Here is a 14,683-nt window from a genome sequence, read left to right as displayed (position 1 = left end):
AACCACTCGCTATCTGAATCGTGACGCCGATAAAAAAGCGCTCGCGAAAACCGGTCGTGCGACTGACGCACGACTAAACGGGTTGAAGTATCGATAGATGCATGTGAAAAGTTCGTGAGTCGGAAGCATTCACCCCCGACCCCGATACAGAATACGCAGCGCCAGACACGCTGCCGACGGGCGTCAGTCGATCACTGGCTCAGCTGTGGCACCGGGACTTGAGCCGCCAGCGATTGCGTGCGAAGCGCTTCACGCAACTGAGCCACCTGTTGTTGCAGGGCTTCGCGTTCGTCTTTCAATTGCCGCAGCTCATCACGACGGATCGTGACATACAGGGTTTGGGGAGGACGTACTGCCGATACCATACCCATTGCTCACCTCGCGAAGGGTCTGTTGCGCGGGAGTCCGCGTCGCTGGAGCGCAGCGCACGGCTCATTCAGAGTAATTTTGGGTTCTTTTTCCGTGCTTGGGAACTTTTTTATTTTTTGTTGTCGATGTGTCCCCCACGCTCCGCCGAGCGTAAGGCTCCTCGATGACCGGACTCAATCGCCCTTGTTGGCCAGGGACTCGACGATTGAGTTCTCCAGCGCCTTGATCTGCCGCCCCGCCACCTCATAGTTGTTCGTCAGCAGGGCGAACACCAGTAACCGCCCGTCGCGGTCGGTAACGTAGCCAGCCAGCGACGACACGCCACGCAGGCTGCCGGTCTTGGCGTGCACGTTGTTGGCCGCCGCCGTCCCGCGCAGACGCTTGCGCAGGGTGCCACCGATCATCCGCTCCGGATTGCCAGCCACCGGCAACGCGGCGTACCAGGCCTGGAACCAGGGTTGGGTTCGCACCGCTAGTAGCAGATCGCCGAGAGTCTGTGCGGAAATCTGGTTACTGCGCGACAAACCGGAGCCGTCGACCTGTTGCAAACCCGTTGGCGATATACCGTGGCGTCGTAGGAAGCCGTTCACCGCCGCCGCACCTGCCGTCGCGGTGCCGGCATTGGCGGTCTTGCGTCCCATCGACTTGAGCAAGATTTCCGCCATATTATTGTTCGACAACTTCAGCAACGGCGCCATCAAGTCCGCCAACACTGGCGACTGATGTTCGATCAGCGACCGAGCCATGGCCGGCGTGGCCACCCCCAGCACGCTGGCGCCTTCGACCACAATACCTTCGCGAACGAGAGCGCTACGGAACAGATCGGCGACCAGTCCGGTCGGTTCCCAGACACTGACCTGGGCGACGCGCCGGGCGCCCTTGGGCAGCGCCCCATCAATGCGCAATAGGTTGCCACCATAACCGCGGCTGACCAGCAGTGGACCGGCACGCCCGGTGGTAGCGCGGTTGATCAGCGTCATGTAGCGATTATCGGGCGTGAAGCTGACACGCGGCGGTTGGCGCACACCAGCGGAGCTCACGTTGACCAGGATCGAACCGGCATCGAAGTCGTCATTAGGCGATACGCTCAGCGCGGAAATCTGCGCGGAAAAATACTGCTGCTCATCGGCACGCTCCCAATCGAGCCCGAGCCGTTCACGGTCGAAAGCCGTGTCATCGAGGATCAGCCGACCACGAACCCGCGTAATGCCCTGGCGTGCCAACTCGGCTGCGAGGGCCTGGTAGTCTTCCTGACGCATCGTCGGATCGCCCGTACCGCGCAGATACAGATCACCGACCAACAGACCACCCTGGCGCGTTCCGGTGGTCAGCACGCTGGTGGCGAAGCGGTAGTTGGCGCCGAGCACCTCCATTGCCGCCGCAGTAGTCACCAGCTTCAGGCTGGAGGCCGGAACCAACCGGGTTTGCGCGTTGTATTCACAGACCAGTTTGCCGCCGTCCGCCTCGCGTACTACCAGCGAGGTCAGCGCTCCCTGCATGACCGGGCTACGCAACCTGCTGTCGAGACTGGCGCAAAAGTTCGAGCGGGGCAGCGGCAAAGGCAACTGCGCCGCTTGCAGGATCACCGTGCGTTTCGGCTCCGGCGCTTTCGGGGGGTGACTGGAGCAGGCACTCAGCAGCACCAGCACAGCCGTCGCTCCCCTCTTGCCGATGCAGCCTTGGAGCCACTTCATCGTCTGCCTCAACTTCAATCGACACACAGAAGAGCCGCACCGAAAGCGCGGCCCACCACTCAGGAGGCACGTAAGGACAAGGCACTTATCGAGTCAACGTGCTGAATTATGCGGTAACACTATCCAGGGAATCCACGGGGGATTGACCCGCTTTTCTGAGACGGGACCGTGGGTGTTCAGGTTGTTCGTGGATGGGCGCAAAAGAAACGGGCCTGCAATGCAGACCCGTGGTTCCTTCAGCGTCGACGATCAGCCATTGGCGGCCAGGCGCACGCGCTCCTTTTCTTCAAATTCCTCTTCCAGCAGAGCGTCTTCCAGATCGCGACGCTCGCCGTTGACTAGCGTCGCGCGTTTAGCTTGCAGCTTGCCAAACAGATGTTCCAGCGCACGTTCCAGCTTGATGGCCGCCCCATCGATCGCTTGCTCCAGCGTATCGGCTTTATGGGTGACCGAAATCGGTTGATGGTTTTTTGGCCGCGCCTCTATCTGGCAGCGCATATCATGCGGACCCGGCTTGTCGCCGTTCTCGTCCTTCAGGTGAATTTCGACCCGTGTCAGATCTTGCTCATAACGTTCGAGTGCGCTCTCAATCGTTGTGCGGACCCACTCCTTCAGTCGAAGGCTGCCTTGAATATGGTTATCACTATTGACTTGGATTTGCATAGTTATTCCCTTATTTCAGCTAGCTCGCAAGAGGCTCACTACACCGCTGGAAAGCGGTGCAAAAACGTAACCTCTCACTGACAGAGTTGGGCAGCTGAAAAAACAATTCAAGCCTTTTTGAAAGATAATTTTTTCCGACGAAAAAAGCCGGACAAGCCGCAAAAGCACTGGTAAGGTCGGGAGTTGGGTCGGGGTGCTTTGTTGTCATTTTTTGATACAAGCTCACTGAAAAAGCGAGTGGAAGGACTCTTTCCGAGCAGAATCGATCGACGCCAACCTCGACATTGTCGAGGTCCTGTCCTGCATGCGGACAGGGCAGTCAACCTGCCGGTGGTCCGCAATGACGAACTAATCCGGGTGCCGAGCAGTCAATGACTGCGTGTTTCGATCAGAGCGGTGAAGACCATGGACAATCCCTTTCAGTTGATCAACGACGCCTTCCAGCCCGAATACCGGGTCAATCTGAGCCTGCAACGCCTGGATGGCAGCATCATGCTCACCCTGTCAAACGCAGACGGGGTCGTTGCCAAACGGATGATCAGCGCCGAGCAACGCAACGACCGGCGGCGCCTGCAGCGTCTGATCCAGAGCGTGCAGTTCGGCATCGCCATCGAGCAGGGTCACAGCGCACGGGATATCCTCACCGCGATGACCGACAGCAACAACCTCAAGGTGCTGGCCCGGCCAACCAACGTCGCTGGACCGCGCAGCGGCTACCTGAGCAATGGTCTCTAAGGCAGCAACCCTCTATTGTCGGGCGCCGGGACAGCCTAGAGCATGTTCTTCTCCACGGTATTTGCCGGGCAATATAAACACGGTGGCTGGTTGCGGGAGCGTTCTGCTCTTACTCTGTTTTTTCTTTGACAGAAGGATATTTTGAGGAAGAGTACCTTACGACGAGAATCGAGAATGCCAACAACAGTACTCCGCCACACACATAGACGATCCCCATATCAGGCGCCTTATGATGTGACACATCACTAATCAACAAACGAATCAATGCCGTAACGCCGATGTACAGCAAAAAACGCAGAGGCATATGATTAGTTTTAAAATAGATCCCGACCATCGCGCCTAATTCAAGGTAAATGAACAACAGCAAAATATCGTCCACGGCAATGTATTCTTGCCCGAGCATTGCGATGAATGCTCTTATAGCTGCAAAGGCGGTGATAGCCCCAATGCCAAACAAAGCCAGGTAGTGAAACCCTTCTACGGCAAGGTTGCCCAAGCTGTTAGCTTCGCCGTGAAGCCTTACTCGCATACGATCTACCCATTTCATAGCATTCTCCCCTACTCCGTCGAATCGACTGAAAATTGTTCATAACCGGCTACGACACCCACACACCGCCCCCATGATGACGCGACAACAGGTCGCCCTGGGATTCGACCAACGGCTGCACGTTTTGCCGCAGACTCTCGGTCCGCTTGGTTTTCACGGTACAGGTCCTCAGCTCGATCGGATGATGCGGGTAGAAGGTGACTGTTTCAATGTCTATGGCCGCATCCAAATATGAGCAAAAAAGAGACCAGGAACCAGGATGAGAGGGGCAGCCTGTGTTTCAAGGCACGTCGATGTGCCACGGGAGCGGAGCTCGCCCACGAAGCAGCCAATCCAGCGCTGCCCCTGACAAACCCTGAAACCCTGCTACGTTAAAAAGCCACTACCCAAACCCTGGGGATTCGCTTATCCTTTATGCTGTATATAAATACAGTAATCGCAAAGACAATTTATCGTGAAGGCATATGAGGTGGTAAATGGCCGTCGAAGTGGTATACCGCAGCAGCCGAGATCTGGAGCGCTTGTTCATGGATAAAGCCGAAGCTGATCGTCATGACAAGATGCTCGAACTGGCCGAGTTGCTGGCTGAAGTCCTGCAAAAAGCCGTGCCCTCGCTGAGCGAGCAACAGGTGGAAGAAGTCGGTATCTACATGGCGAAGAACCGCGATGTGTTTGCCAAGGCCTTCAAGAGCCAGCCAGATGCCCTCGCCGAGCTGCTTTCGGCTCCGGTCGAAAGCCAAGCGTGAAGCCTTGTGCAAGAAGGCCCCCGGCTTCAAATCCAGGGCCTTTGCCATGAATACCTCAGCGGTACAGCAGTCGCTCCGCGAGCGCGTCCGCTACCCGCGCCGGCGAGCGCTTTTCCGCCTGTGCATGGGCAAAGACTTCGGTCAGGCGCATGCCGATCCGCGATAGGTGCGCCGTGATATTCGCCAGCTCCTCGCCCCGATGCTTGAGCGCCACGTAGATCAGGCCGCCGGAGTTGATCACATAGTCCGGCGCATAGAGGATCCCACGCTTTTCCAGTTGATCGGCGACGCTCAAGCTGGTCAGCTGGGTGTTGGCGGAACCCGCGACCGCCGCGCAACGCAGTTGCATCACGCTCTGGCTAGTCAGGACATTGCCCAGGCCGCAAGGGGCAAAGATGTCGCAAGGCGTACTGATCAACGCCTCGCTGATCACCGGGTGTGCGCCGAACTGCGCCATCGCCAGTTGCACTTTGCCCTGGTCATTGTCACTGACCAGCAGTTCCGCCCCCGCCGCGTGCAACTGCTCGGCCAGGGCATAACCTACATTGCCCAGTCCCTGGACCGCCACCCGCAGACCTTCGAGATTGTCGCTGCCCAGACGCGCCATGGCAGTGGCGCGAATGCCGGCGAACACGCCCATGGCCGCATGGGGTGACGGATCGCCGGCGCTGGTGGTGCTGGTGACATGCTGGGTGCACTGGGCGATGCAATCCATGTCCGCCGTCGAGGTGCCGCTATCGACCGCTGTGATATAGCGACCGTCGAGCTGTTCGATACAGCGCCCGAACGCCTCGAACAAGGCCGCCCGGCTTTCGACATGGGGTGGCCGGATGATCACCGCCTTGCCGCCGCCCACCGGCAGCCCGGCGAGAGCGGCCTTGTAGCTCATGCCCTGAGCCAGACGAATGGCATCGATCATGGCCGTTTCATCATCAGGATAGGCAAGGTAACGACAACCGCCCAGGGCAGGTCCCAGGCGACGGTTATGGATGGCAATCACCGCCTTCAACCCAGTCACCGGGTCGACGCTGAGGTGCAGCGATTCAAGGCGAGTGCTTTGCATAAGAGCAAACATCGAATAGCCCCCTGATCACTTCTTGTACAGCAAGTCTCGTACAGCGATTATAGGCTTCATCGCAGAGAATGCCCAAGTACTGAGGAATAAGCCGATGCCCGCTGCAAGCTTTATGACATAACTCATCCGGGCTCCGAAGGCACTGGACGAAACCTCGCCACAGGACTAAAACAGAGCATCTGCCGGAGATTTCGATGACCCCCCGTCAAGCCTTCTTTGCCTGCCTGGACCGCACTCCGCCCGCCATGTTCGAAGCCGCGCTGTGGCTGGCCGCCGAGCATGATCCGGATGCACGACCCGACAGCCTGTTGCGAGACTTCAAGGACTTGCAGCAGCGGGTCAGCGCAGGCTTACCGATGCTGCCGGTCAGCGAACTGGCGCAGCCGCTGCTGTGCCACCTCAACGACCTGGGTTTCCAGCAGGATGAGTTCACCCCGTTGCGCCCTCATGCGGCGCTGCTCGATAAGGTCTTGCAACGCAAGCGTGGGCAGCCGCTGGTACTGGCGCTGATTGCCCTGGAGTTGGCCCGTGGCCTGGAAATCCCGCTGGAAGGGGTGAACTTCCCCGGACACTTCCTGCTGCGAGTGCCGGGAGCCGACCACTTGCTCGACCCGTGTGGCGGTCGCCGCCTCTACCCCAACGATTGCCGCGAACTGCTTAGCCGCCAATACGGCCCAGGCATGCTTTTGCACGCCGAGCATATGCAAACCGCCACGCCGATACAGATGCTCCAGCGCCTGTCGCGTAACCTGCGGCAATTGCATCTGGCCAACGATGATTTCCTCGCCGGGCTGAGGGATGCCGAACGGGTCCTGGAACTGGGCCAGGGCAACGCCGGCGACTACTTGGCTCGCGCCAGCCTGTACCAGAAGCTGGAATGCCCGAGGGCCGAACGTTACGACCTGGAGCGGGCCCTGCTACTTAGCGACGACCCCCTCCAGCAGCTACGCCTGACGGAGCGGCTGGGGCAGTTGCCACCCAATACGGTGGTGCATTAGCTCAGATGAAACCTTACGCCAGCCCCTTCTGCTTGAAGCAACCATGATCTCAGTAGCACCTGGACGTTCATTTTTCTCGTAGGTCCTTTATCGCTCATCGACTCGTCAGTTTCCCGCGACACCCGGCGATAATGTTCTCTGATGACTCCCCCGTCACATTCGTGCCCGCCGTTGGCATAGTCATGCACTATTTGAGTCTTTATTTCCGGGGGCAAATCCTTATAACTTTTTTCCAAAAATCAATCCAGAAAAAACTGGCACAACAACACTCGCTTCGGTCTTTATAAAAAAGCAAACAGCAGGCTTGCGGCGCTATTGATACGAACTACAAAAATTCATTCGCTGGCTGGCCGCCAAGACTCGCCTATAAACCTCTCCTGATTCACCATGCAATCAGCCGCCCAGGTCCAGGTAATGAGAACAATTGTGCCTCGCCGTCAGGCAGTTGATTTTCGCAACTGTTGGTACCGCGCTCTAATCAGATGTTGCTGCAAATGCCGTAGAAAGCCGATTTCGAAGGCATCGCGTTGATCACCTTCCGGGTAGTCGTCGAGCCTGGGCCAACTGCCACCATAAAGGATGGGTGGTTCGCCGATCCAGCCAGAGGTTGGCGCAGCGTGCGCCACTGGCAATTTCCTGAGCAAATTGTTCGTCCCTGAGGGGAAGCGGTGAATCATTGATACTCCCGTTAGCACTGGTGGAGGGCGCACAGGCACACGACAAGATATGCTGTTGTCGCAGGATCGCCATGTCGTATAGAGCGATGGCATCCTTGATCAGCTTATTGGCCAGCGCCTGTTGTTGATCGCCCTGAAAAGTGAGCGTGTGGACACCGTCGAGAAAGAGACAGGCGATATTGCGCAAATGATCGACCGCTTCGCTGGAGTTCAGGAGGTGCGCGGGCAGGCAGCAGAGCAATGAGCGCTCAATCATGAAAAGGGTGTCCATCATTGATGTGCGCTAAATGGGTTTGAAACAGATCGTGATGTGCCTTTGGACTACCGGCCTCGAATATGAGCAGCAGGTGATCGGTAAAATTTCTGTCATTTGGATTAACGTTGTTGCTCACTCCATTAGCTCCTATGCAAAAGCATATCAGCAAGCTCCTTGAGCCGCTCCGCCGCAGATGTTCCTTCCGAAAGACTCCTTCGGTTCTCAGTCGAAACGACATGGTGATTAGTGCCTAAAAATTGCCCCTCAAAAAAATGTGACACTCACTCATAGATAGCTCGCATGTAATACAATCGCCCGTTCGACAGTAGGGAATGCGGTGTGCGAGGCGGCCCTCAAATAGACCATAGAATTTTCGGGGACAGTATCCATAAAACCAATCAAAAAATTAAGCACTTTTGTAATTAAATGCTTATTTTTTAAAGTATCGGAATTTAACACACTGTGCATGCAGTGCGTGCACACGAATTTCTGTAGGAAATTTACATGACAAAAAAAAGAAATCATCGACAACAATTTATGATTGTGCTGGGAATAGTAAAAAGTACTAATTTGATATACTCAAAGAGACTCAGAACAAAGACGAGCCATTCCAAACGCATACAAAAATCTTGACGGCCAGCAGAGTAAGGCGCGTTACAAAATAAATTAAAAACTCTCACTTCGATGAAGCCATCAGCATGGACAACAAAGTACATTTTATATTATTTTTATATAAATTTTTATGCTGGACTGCTAGCTATTTCCATCCGGCACTTCGACAAGCGCACATGATTGACTGCAGATGCGTAGCTAAAATATTGAACATACACGCTCTCCTGAATAGTTAACCAGCCTGATTATTTTCGTCGTATTGCTGAAGCTTATTCATGGAGCACATAGAAATATAGTCTCTGTTATAGGCAGGTGGTAAGTATTGTATGCACAAGAAGGAAAAAACCGAACATTTGAGAAGCAACATCAAGTATTTGATAAAAAGCCGTGGGGAAACGCAGCTATCTCTATGCAATGCCAGCGGCTTGACCAGGACTACCATATATAACATCCTGGAAGGCAGAGTGATCAATGTACAGCATTCAACAATTCGCAAAATCTCCGATTTTTTTGGTGTTTTTTATCAGGAAATAGAGACTATTGACTTCGAAGTGAAAGAAACCATAGAAAACAGCGTTTCCCTGGACGGAAACATGAATCCAGCAGCTGTCCCTATCATTCGGGAAGCCTTTATTTTGCAGAGCCTGAATAAAAGAGTTGGAGAGTTGGTAACGAATCATCCCTTGACTTATTATTTTGGCGTGTCATGCAACTTGATCGGTGTATTGCTGGAAAATGAAATCACGGGATTTAATGAGCCGGGAGATTTGTTGATTGTAAAAAGGGGGATTTCCAATGTCCATACTGAAAAATTGGTGTACGACAAAATAATTAAAAAATTATTTGTGACAAACAAGAAAAATATTGATCTGGAGCGGTTCTGTGTTATAGGCGATCTAATAGACGAGAGACTCAATGGTCACTGATGTGGAAAGTATCAAAAGCGTCAAATACAAACTATTAGGATTTGAGAGTGGTAGGCGCTTTGCAGTCATCATGATTATTTCCACGGGAAAGGTCATTAAAATAAAACTGAGCGAGTTACTTAAAAGTGAAATAATAGACAACCTAAGTAAATCGGAGATAAAAAACATATATAGGAGATTTTATTCCAGCGAAAAAATATCGACAGTATATGAGGTGAATGACCGCCATGAAACCTCATGGATGATCTATACCGCGCTGAATCTACTGCTATTCACGCTTTATATTTTTACCAATCTTGCCGCGACCAAGCCCATTTATGTGGAGCGGCTCGACATCATTGTCACTCCGGGTATTTTTCTCTATCCCCTGACTTTTTTAATTGTTGATTTATTGAATGAGTCATACGGGCTTAAGCTCGCAAGAAGAGCTATATTACTTGCTTTTGCAGGTAATGCCCTTATCATACTTTTGCTGAGTGCCTCTACCTATCTTCCGGGATTACCCGGCTGGAAACTTGACTCTCCATATAACGAAATCATTACTCATGTGTCCTCTGTGCTTTTGGCATCTTCTGTCTCGTTTCTATTTTCTGAATATGTCAATTCGTATCTGCTATGTAAAATTAAGGAGCTGACAAATTCAAGATTCTTGTTTTTGCGAGTATTTTTAAGCACTTTGTTTGCCGTGATAATAGATAGCATTCTTTTTTCCTATATCGCTTTTTACGGCAGTATGCAAAACAGCGACATAGTCAGCATGATTTACGTACAGGTAATCATAAAAATATTTTTCGCTTTTTTTAATATATTACCTGCCTATGGCGCAAGGTCACTATTTAAAAAATACGCACCCAAAAATCAAGTGTGACGATTAAAAATTTATTGCTGAAAAAAATGCTCTTCCAACAATGCGGTCAGAGACTGGGGGCGCCGCAATTGACTAGGTTCTGTACGAAATGTTTTCGAGCGAAGGGGCCAGGCAAGGCGAAAGCAAACGAACAAGCGCAGTTGACGGGTGGTCAATGAGCATTGCGAATCGGCTTTCAACGCCATATGGGCGAGCACAGATACATTTCCTACAGAGCCTAACAGAACTACCTAGAGCAAGCCTGCTCCAGCAAAGGCCCAGAGTGTCGCTTATCAGGCCGGAGTATCCGGCTGGTTGGCCGGGTGGGCTTGGATAAATGCAGCGTGCTGGTGCGCCAACGCGGCAACCCGACAAATGCGCGGATACACCTCCAGGGAAATCTTGAAGCGTTCGGCGGCATATAATTGAGGAAGCAGATAGACGTCGGCCAAGCCCGGCTCGTCGCCAAAACAATAACCGACGTCGCCGATCAGTTGCTCGACGACGGCCAACCCCTGACTGATCCAATGCCCGATCCACGCCTGCACCCGCTCCTCATCGTGCCCCCATTGGCGTAGCAGGTTGAGGACACTGACATTGTGCAACGGATGGATATCGCAGCCGATCAAGGCCGCCACGGCCCGTTCACGGGCTCGGGTCGACAGGTCGCGGGACAGCAGCGGCACCTGGGGATAACACTCCTCCAGGAATTCGATGATCGCCGAGGATTGAGTCAACACGTGACCGTCATCGATGCGTAGCGCCGGCACCCGTCCTTGCGGGTTGATCGTCAGGTACGCCGCCTGCCGGTGCTCGCCGCCGCCGGCGGCAATCAAGTTGACTGCCAGCGCCTGGTAATCCAGCCCCTTGAGGGCCAGCGCGATCCGCACGCGATAGGAGGAGGTCGAACGGTAATAGGTGTAAAGCTCCATGGTTCGCTCCTCTCAACGTGCCGGCAGAATCTTCCCGCGACATTCGCCAAAGCCAATGGAGGCGAAGCCTTCACGGTGGCAACGGGCCCGCAGGATGATTTCGTCACCCTCTTCGAGGAATCTGCGCATTTCGCCCGACGCCAGTTCCAGCGGTTTCTTACCGCCCTCGGTGATCTCCAGCAAGCTGCCGAACTGCCCGGCCTCGGGCCCCGACAAGGTACCCGAGCCGAACAGATCGCCAGCCTGCAACTGGCAACCGTTGACGCTGTGGTGCGCGATCATCTGGGCCACGGTCCAGTACATATGGCGAGTGTTGCTCAGGGTCAGGCGCTGGGGCGGCAGCTGCTGCTCGCGCATCGATTCGGTCAGTAGCAGCGCTTCCAGTTCGATATCGAAGGCGCCGGTTGCCTGGTCAAGTGGATCGGACAGGTACGACAGCAACGGTGGATCGCCCACCGGGCGTGGTGGTTGGGCCTGGCGAAAAGGTGCCAGGGCCTCGGCGGTGACCACCCAGGGCGAAATACTGGTGATAAAGCTCTTCGACAGGAATGGCCCCAGCGGCTGATATTCCCAAGCTTGCACGTCTCGCGCCGACCAGTCGTTGAGCAAGCAGAAACCGGCGACGTGATCCGCCGCGTCAGCAATGGCGATCGAGTCGCCCATGGCATTGCCCTGGCCGATCCAGATCCCCAGTTCCAATTCATAATCCAGGCGCGCACAGGGACCGAATACCGGCTCACTCTGTCCGGCCGGCAAAGTTTGACCCCATGGCCGCCGCACGTCGGTGCCGGATGGGCGAATGGTCGAGGCCCGGCCGTGATAACCGATCGGCAGGTACTTGTAGTTAGGCAATAGTGGGTTGTCGGGGCGAAACAGCTTGCCGACGTTCCGCGCGTGTTCAATGCCCACGTAGAAGTCGGTGTAGTCGTTGATCTTTGCCGGCAGGTGCATCACGCAGTCCGCTGCCAGCGCCAGCACATTCTTGCCCAGGGTTTCGACCTGGCCGCGCAGGCTGCTGCCTTCGCCCAGCAGGTCCATCAGACGCTCACGCAGGGCCACACGGGCAGCGCGACCGAGTGCAAAGAAGGCGTTCAACTGGCCACCCTGGCAGGCCTCGACCGCTGCCTTGGCGGCCCCGTCGAACAGGCCGGCTTCCAGGGCGGCCTGCAAGTCGAAGATATGCTCGCCGATCGCCACGCCGCTGCGCGGTGCCGATCCTGGGCGGCTGAAAACGCCCAGCGGCAGGTTCTGCAATGGGAAGTCGGTGTGCCCGTTGGCGGACGCAACCCAACTGCGTGTGAAGGTCGGTTGAGTCATGGGTTATCTCCGATCCGGATTGAAGGTGACGGGCAAGGTTGCCCAGCAAGCGTCGTAATGGTCCTGCAACTGCGGGCAGCCAAGGGCGAAGCGGCTTGGGCGCAACACTTGGCTGGTCTCGAACATGAAGGCCATGGTGTGGTCGATCTTGCTCGGCGCCAGGTAGGCGGCAATCGCCCGGGTGCAGGTTTCGCCATCCGGGCCATGAGCACTCATGCAGCTGTGCAGCGAGGCGCCACCTGGTAGAAAGCCTTCGGCCTTGGCGTCGTAGGTGCCCTGGATCAGGCCCATGAACTCGTTCATCAGGTTACGGTGGAACCAGGGCGGTCGGAAAGTGTTCTCCGCTACCATCCAGCGCGGCGGGAAGATCACGAAGTCGAGGTTGGCCTGGCCGTGGACACTGGAAGGTGAGGTCAGGACGGTGAAGATCGACGGATCCGGATGATCGAAGCTGACCGTACCCAGGGTATTGAAGCGCCTTAGATCGTATTTGTACGGCACGTTGTTGCCGTGCCAGGCGACTACGTTCAGCGGCGAATGATCGAGCTGGCAACCCCACAGCTCTCCAAGGAATTTCTGTACCAGGGTGGTCGCTTGCCTGAGGTCTTCGTAATGGGCCACCGGCGTGAGGAAGTCACGGGAATTGGCCAGGCCATTGCTGCCGATGGGCCCGAGCTCCGGCAGGCGCAGCGGCGCGCCGTGGTTTTCGGCGATATAGCCGCGGGCCTGCGGGTCGAGCAGTTCGACGCGAAATTTCAGCCCCCGTGGCAGCACGGCAATTTCCAGCGGTTCCAGTTCCAGAACGCCGAGCTCCGTGGTGATACGCAGGCGACCCAGTTCGGGCACCAGCAACAGTTCGCCGTCGGCATTGAAGAATACCCGCTGCATCGAACAGTTGACACGGTAGCTGTAGAGGCTGACCCCGGTGGGCCTGTCCGCGTCTGAGTTGGCCGCCATGCTCACCAGCCCATCGATGAAATCAGTCGGCTCGGCGGGGATCTCCAGCGGGCTCCAGCGCAGGCGGTTGGGCGTCACGGCGCCTAGCGGACCACCGGCCAGTTGCCGGTCGAGCCGGGCGAACGCCGGGTGCTTGGCCGACGGCTGGATACGATACATCCAGGTCCGTCGAGTTTCGCCGCGGGCCATCGTGAAGGCCGTGCCGGAAAACAGTTCGGTGTAGAGCCCGTAGGGCGCTTTTTGCGGCGAGTTTTGGCCGACCGGCAAAGCACCGGACAACGTCTCGCTGCTAAATTCGTTGCCGAAGCCGGACTGATAGGCCAGCGTCGTGGCGTCGAGATTCATGGAACCTCCTGATGGAGTAAAGCGTTGCCTGCCTCGGTCATCGACAGACAGCAAGCTCGGCTTGTTTTTATTAGATCGAAATTATGTATTACGTAATTTGATTATGAAAAACGTAATTTGATTGACGATGCTCGTCAAGCTATAAAGACGCCCATTCGTCTTGAGATCACATTGCCTCCATGGAAAAGCCGCGCAGTACCCGCGACAGCAACGCTAAACAGAAAGTCCGCTCGGCCGAGGTCGGTACCGACATCCTCAAGGCCCTGGCCGAGCTGTCGCCCAGCACCTCGCTGTCGCGCCTGGCCGAGCGTGTGCAGATGCCGGCGAGCAAGGTCCATCGTTACCTGCAGGCGCTGATTGCCAGCGGCTTTGCCGAACAGAACGGGGCCACCAACCACTACGGTCTCGGCCGCGAGGCACTGCGGGTCGGCTTGGCGGCGCTGAATGGCATGGATGTGCTGCAGGTGGCCGCGCTCCCCCTGGCGGAGTTGCGCGACGACCTCAATGAAAGCTGTTTCCTCGCGGTCTGGGGCAACCACGGCGCGACCGTGGTGCATATCGAACCGGCCGTGCGTGCGGTGACAGTAGTGACGCAGTTAGGCTCGGTACTACCGTTGCTCAGCTCATCCACCGGACTGGTGTTCAACGCCTTTCTCCCGGATCGGGAGACCAGCGATTTGCGCGAGGCCGAGCTCAAGGCCGGCCACCCTCACCCCTTGGCCGATGCGCCGACCTACGCCATGACCTGCGAACAGATCCGCCGGCGCGGCCTGCATTTTGTCCACGGATTGTTGATGCCGGGGGTCGACGCATTGTCAGCACCGATATTCGATGCCGTGGGCAAGGTGGCGGCAGTATTGACTGTGGTCGGCCCGACCTCACTGTTCCAAGCCGATGAAGATGGCCCGGCGGCCAAGCGCCTGCTGGCGGCGAGCGAAGCCATCAGTTGGCGGATGGGGTATCAGAAGACCTGAATCGCCGGTCGCG

16 protein-coding genes are annotated in these 14,683 nt (G+C 56.0%); 6 read left to right on the top strand and 10 right to left on the bottom strand.

Annotation, left to right across the window (positions count from 1 at the left end):
- Nucleotides 1-191: 191 nt before the first annotated feature.
- The 3 genes from AWM79_RS03460 to AWM79_RS03450 form a co-directional block, all read right to left on the bottom strand.
- A complete protein-coding gene (locus AWM79_RS03460) occupies nt 192-371 on the bottom strand; it encodes a DUF6026 family protein (protein ID WP_017130722.1) in 180 nt (59 codons plus the stop codon).
- A 171-nt stretch (nt 372-542) separates the two neighbouring features.
- Nucleotides 543-2,063 (bottom strand): D-alanyl-D-alanine carboxypeptidase/D-alanyl-D-alanine endopeptidase, encoded by a 1,521-nt coding sequence (dacB, locus tag AWM79_RS03455; protein ID WP_017130721.1) that lies wholly within the window; start codon nt 2,061-2,063, stop codon nt 543-545.
- Between the two features lie 249 nt (nt 2,064-2,312).
- Nucleotides 2,313-2,726 (bottom strand): HPF/RaiA family ribosome-associated protein, encoded by a 414-nt coding sequence (locus AWM79_RS03450; protein WP_017130720.1) that lies wholly within the window; start codon nt 2,724-2,726, stop codon nt 2,313-2,315.
- A gap of 405 nt (nt 2,727-3,131) precedes the next feature.
- On the opposite strand from AWM79_RS03450, the gene AWM79_RS03445 reads away from it, so the two are divergent.
- On the top strand, nt 3,132-3,461 hold the full coding sequence (locus AWM79_RS03445) for a DUF3509 domain-containing protein (protein WP_017130719.1): 330 nt from the start codon (nt 3,132-3,134) through the stop codon (nt 3,459-3,461).
- 109 nt (nt 3,462-3,570) lie between these two features.
- Here AWM79_RS03445 and AWM79_RS03440 read toward each other — a convergent pair whose 3' ends face one another.
- Nucleotides 3,571-4,008 (bottom strand): phosphate-starvation-inducible protein PsiE, encoded by a 438-nt coding sequence (locus AWM79_RS03440; RefSeq protein WP_060782160.1) that lies wholly within the window; start codon nt 4,006-4,008, stop codon nt 3,571-3,573.
- Between the two features lie 476 nt (nt 4,009-4,484).
- Between AWM79_RS03440 and AWM79_RS03435 the strand changes: the two genes are divergently transcribed.
- Nucleotides 4,485-4,754: a YebG family protein gene (locus AWM79_RS03435; RefSeq protein WP_017130716.1), complete on the top strand. Its 270-nt coding sequence runs from the start codon at nt 4,485-4,487 to the stop codon at nt 4,752-4,754.
- A 55-nt stretch (nt 4,755-4,809) separates the two neighbouring features.
- Here the strand turns inward: AWM79_RS03435 and AWM79_RS03430 are convergent, their stop codons facing one another.
- On the bottom strand, nt 4,810-5,829 hold the full coding sequence (locus tag AWM79_RS03430; protein ID WP_026013042.1) for a Leu/Phe/Val dehydrogenase: 1,020 nt from the start codon (nt 5,827-5,829) through the stop codon (nt 4,810-4,812).
- A gap of 194 nt (nt 5,830-6,023) precedes the next feature.
- Between AWM79_RS03430 and AWM79_RS03425 the strand changes: the two genes are divergently transcribed.
- Nucleotides 6,024-6,827, top strand: a complete 804-nt coding sequence (locus AWM79_RS03425) for a SirB1 family protein (protein WP_060782159.1) — start codon at nt 6,024-6,026, stop codon at nt 6,825-6,827.
- A gap of 531 nt (nt 6,828-7,358) precedes the next feature.
- Here AWM79_RS03425 and AWM79_RS03420 read toward each other — a convergent pair.
- Nucleotides 7,359-7,760: a hypothetical protein gene (locus AWM79_RS03420; protein WP_244159615.1), complete on the bottom strand. Its 402-nt coding sequence runs from the start codon at nt 7,758-7,760 to the stop codon at nt 7,359-7,361.
- Entirely contained in the window at nt 7,753-7,896 is a 144-nt protein-coding gene (locus tag AWM79_RS24825; RefSeq protein ID WP_156430072.1) for a hypothetical protein, read from the bottom strand. The genes AWM79_RS03420 and AWM79_RS24825 overlap by 8 nt, the downstream gene beginning before the upstream one ends.
- Nucleotides 7,897-8,698: 802 nt before the next feature.
- On the opposite strand from AWM79_RS24825, the gene AWM79_RS03415 reads away from it, so the two are divergent.
- Entirely contained in the window at nt 8,699-9,298 is a 600-nt protein-coding gene (locus AWM79_RS03415) for a helix-turn-helix transcriptional regulator (RefSeq protein ID WP_060782157.1), read from the top strand.
- Nucleotides 9,288-10,166 (top strand): queuosine precursor transporter, encoded by an 879-nt coding sequence (locus tag AWM79_RS03410; protein WP_060782156.1) that lies wholly within the window; start codon nt 9,288-9,290, stop codon nt 10,164-10,166. The genes AWM79_RS03415 and AWM79_RS03410 overlap by 11 nt, the downstream gene beginning before the upstream one ends.
- 272 nt (nt 10,167-10,438) lie before the next feature.
- On the opposite strand, the gene maiA is transcribed toward AWM79_RS03410, so the two are convergent.
- Genes maiA through hmgA form a run of 3 tightly spaced genes read right to left on the bottom strand, consistent with a single transcriptional unit; the run spans nt 10,439 to nt 13,696 of the window.
- Entirely contained in the window at nt 10,439-11,077 is a 639-nt protein-coding gene (gene maiA / locus AWM79_RS03405) for a maleylacetoacetate isomerase (protein WP_017130710.1), read from the bottom strand.
- Between the two features lie 12 nt (nt 11,078-11,089).
- Nucleotides 11,090-12,394 (bottom strand): fumarylacetoacetase, encoded by a 1,305-nt coding sequence (gene fahA / locus AWM79_RS03400; RefSeq protein ID WP_017130709.1) that lies wholly within the window; start codon nt 12,392-12,394, stop codon nt 11,090-11,092.
- A gap of 3 nt (nt 12,395-12,397) precedes the next feature.
- A complete protein-coding gene (gene hmgA, locus AWM79_RS03395; protein WP_060782155.1) occupies nt 12,398-13,696 on the bottom strand; it encodes a homogentisate 1,2-dioxygenase in 1,299 nt (432 codons plus the stop codon).
- A gap of 179 nt (nt 13,697-13,875) precedes the next feature.
- On the opposite strand from hmgA, the gene AWM79_RS03390 reads away from it, so the two are divergent.
- Entirely contained in the window at nt 13,876-14,670 is a 795-nt protein-coding gene (locus tag AWM79_RS03390) for an IclR family transcriptional regulator (RefSeq protein WP_017130707.1), read from the top strand.
- Nucleotides 14,671-14,683: the final 13 nt, after the last annotated feature.

Source organism: Pseudomonas agarici, from assembly GCF_001543125.1.
GTDB classification, from domain to species: Bacteria; Pseudomonadota; Gammaproteobacteria; order Pseudomonadales; family Pseudomonadaceae; genus Aquipseudomonas; species Aquipseudomonas agarici.
This window is presented reverse-complemented; position numbering and strand designations above follow the sequence as displayed.

Coding starts and splice junctions, on each gene's coding strand:
- AWM79_RS03460 (WP_017130722.1), bottom strand. CDS start 371: ATGGGTATGGTATCGGCAGTACGTCCTCCCCAAACCCTGTATGTCACG.
- dacB (WP_017130721.1), bottom strand. CDS start 2,063: ATGAAGTGGCTCCAAGGCTGCATCGGCAAGAGGGGAGCGACGGCTGTG.
- AWM79_RS03450 (WP_017130720.1), bottom strand. CDS start 2,726: ATGCAAATCCAAGTCAATAGTGATAACCATATTCAAGGCAGCCTTCGA.
- AWM79_RS03445 (WP_017130719.1), top strand. CDS start 3,132: ATGGACAATCCCTTTCAGTTGATCAACGACGCCTTCCAGCCCGAATAC.
- AWM79_RS03440 (WP_060782160.1), bottom strand. CDS start 4,008: ATGAAATGGGTAGATCGTATGCGAGTAAGGCTTCACGGCGAAGCTAAC.
- AWM79_RS03435 (WP_017130716.1), top strand. CDS start 4,485: ATGGCCGTCGAAGTGGTATACCGCAGCAGCCGAGATCTGGAGCGCTTG.
- AWM79_RS03430 (WP_026013042.1), bottom strand. CDS start 5,829: ATGTTTGCTCTTATGCAAAGCACTCGCCTTGAATCGCTGCACCTCAGC.
- AWM79_RS03425 (WP_060782159.1), top strand. CDS start 6,024: ATGACCCCCCGTCAAGCCTTCTTTGCCTGCCTGGACCGCACTCCGCCC.
- AWM79_RS03420 (WP_244159615.1), bottom strand. CDS start 7,760: ATGATTGAGCGCTCATTGCTCTGCTGCCTGCCCGCGCACCTCCTGAAC.
- AWM79_RS03415 (WP_060782157.1), top strand. CDS start 8,699: ATGCACAAGAAGGAAAAAACCGAACATTTGAGAAGCAACATCAAGTAT.
- AWM79_RS03410 (WP_060782156.1), top strand. CDS start 9,288: ATGGTCACTGATGTGGAAAGTATCAAAAGCGTCAAATACAAACTATTA.
- maiA (WP_017130710.1), bottom strand. CDS start 11,077: ATGGAGCTTTACACCTATTACCGTTCGACCTCCTCCTATCGCGTGCGG.
- fahA (WP_017130709.1), bottom strand. CDS start 12,394: ATGACTCAACCGACCTTCACACGCAGTTGGGTTGCGTCCGCCAACGGG.
- hmgA (WP_060782155.1), bottom strand. CDS start 13,696: ATGAATCTCGACGCCACGACGCTGGCCTATCAGTCCGGCTTCGGCAAC.
- AWM79_RS03390 (WP_017130707.1), top strand. CDS start 13,876: ATGGAAAAGCCGCGCAGTACCCGCGACAGCAACGCTAAACAGAAAGTC.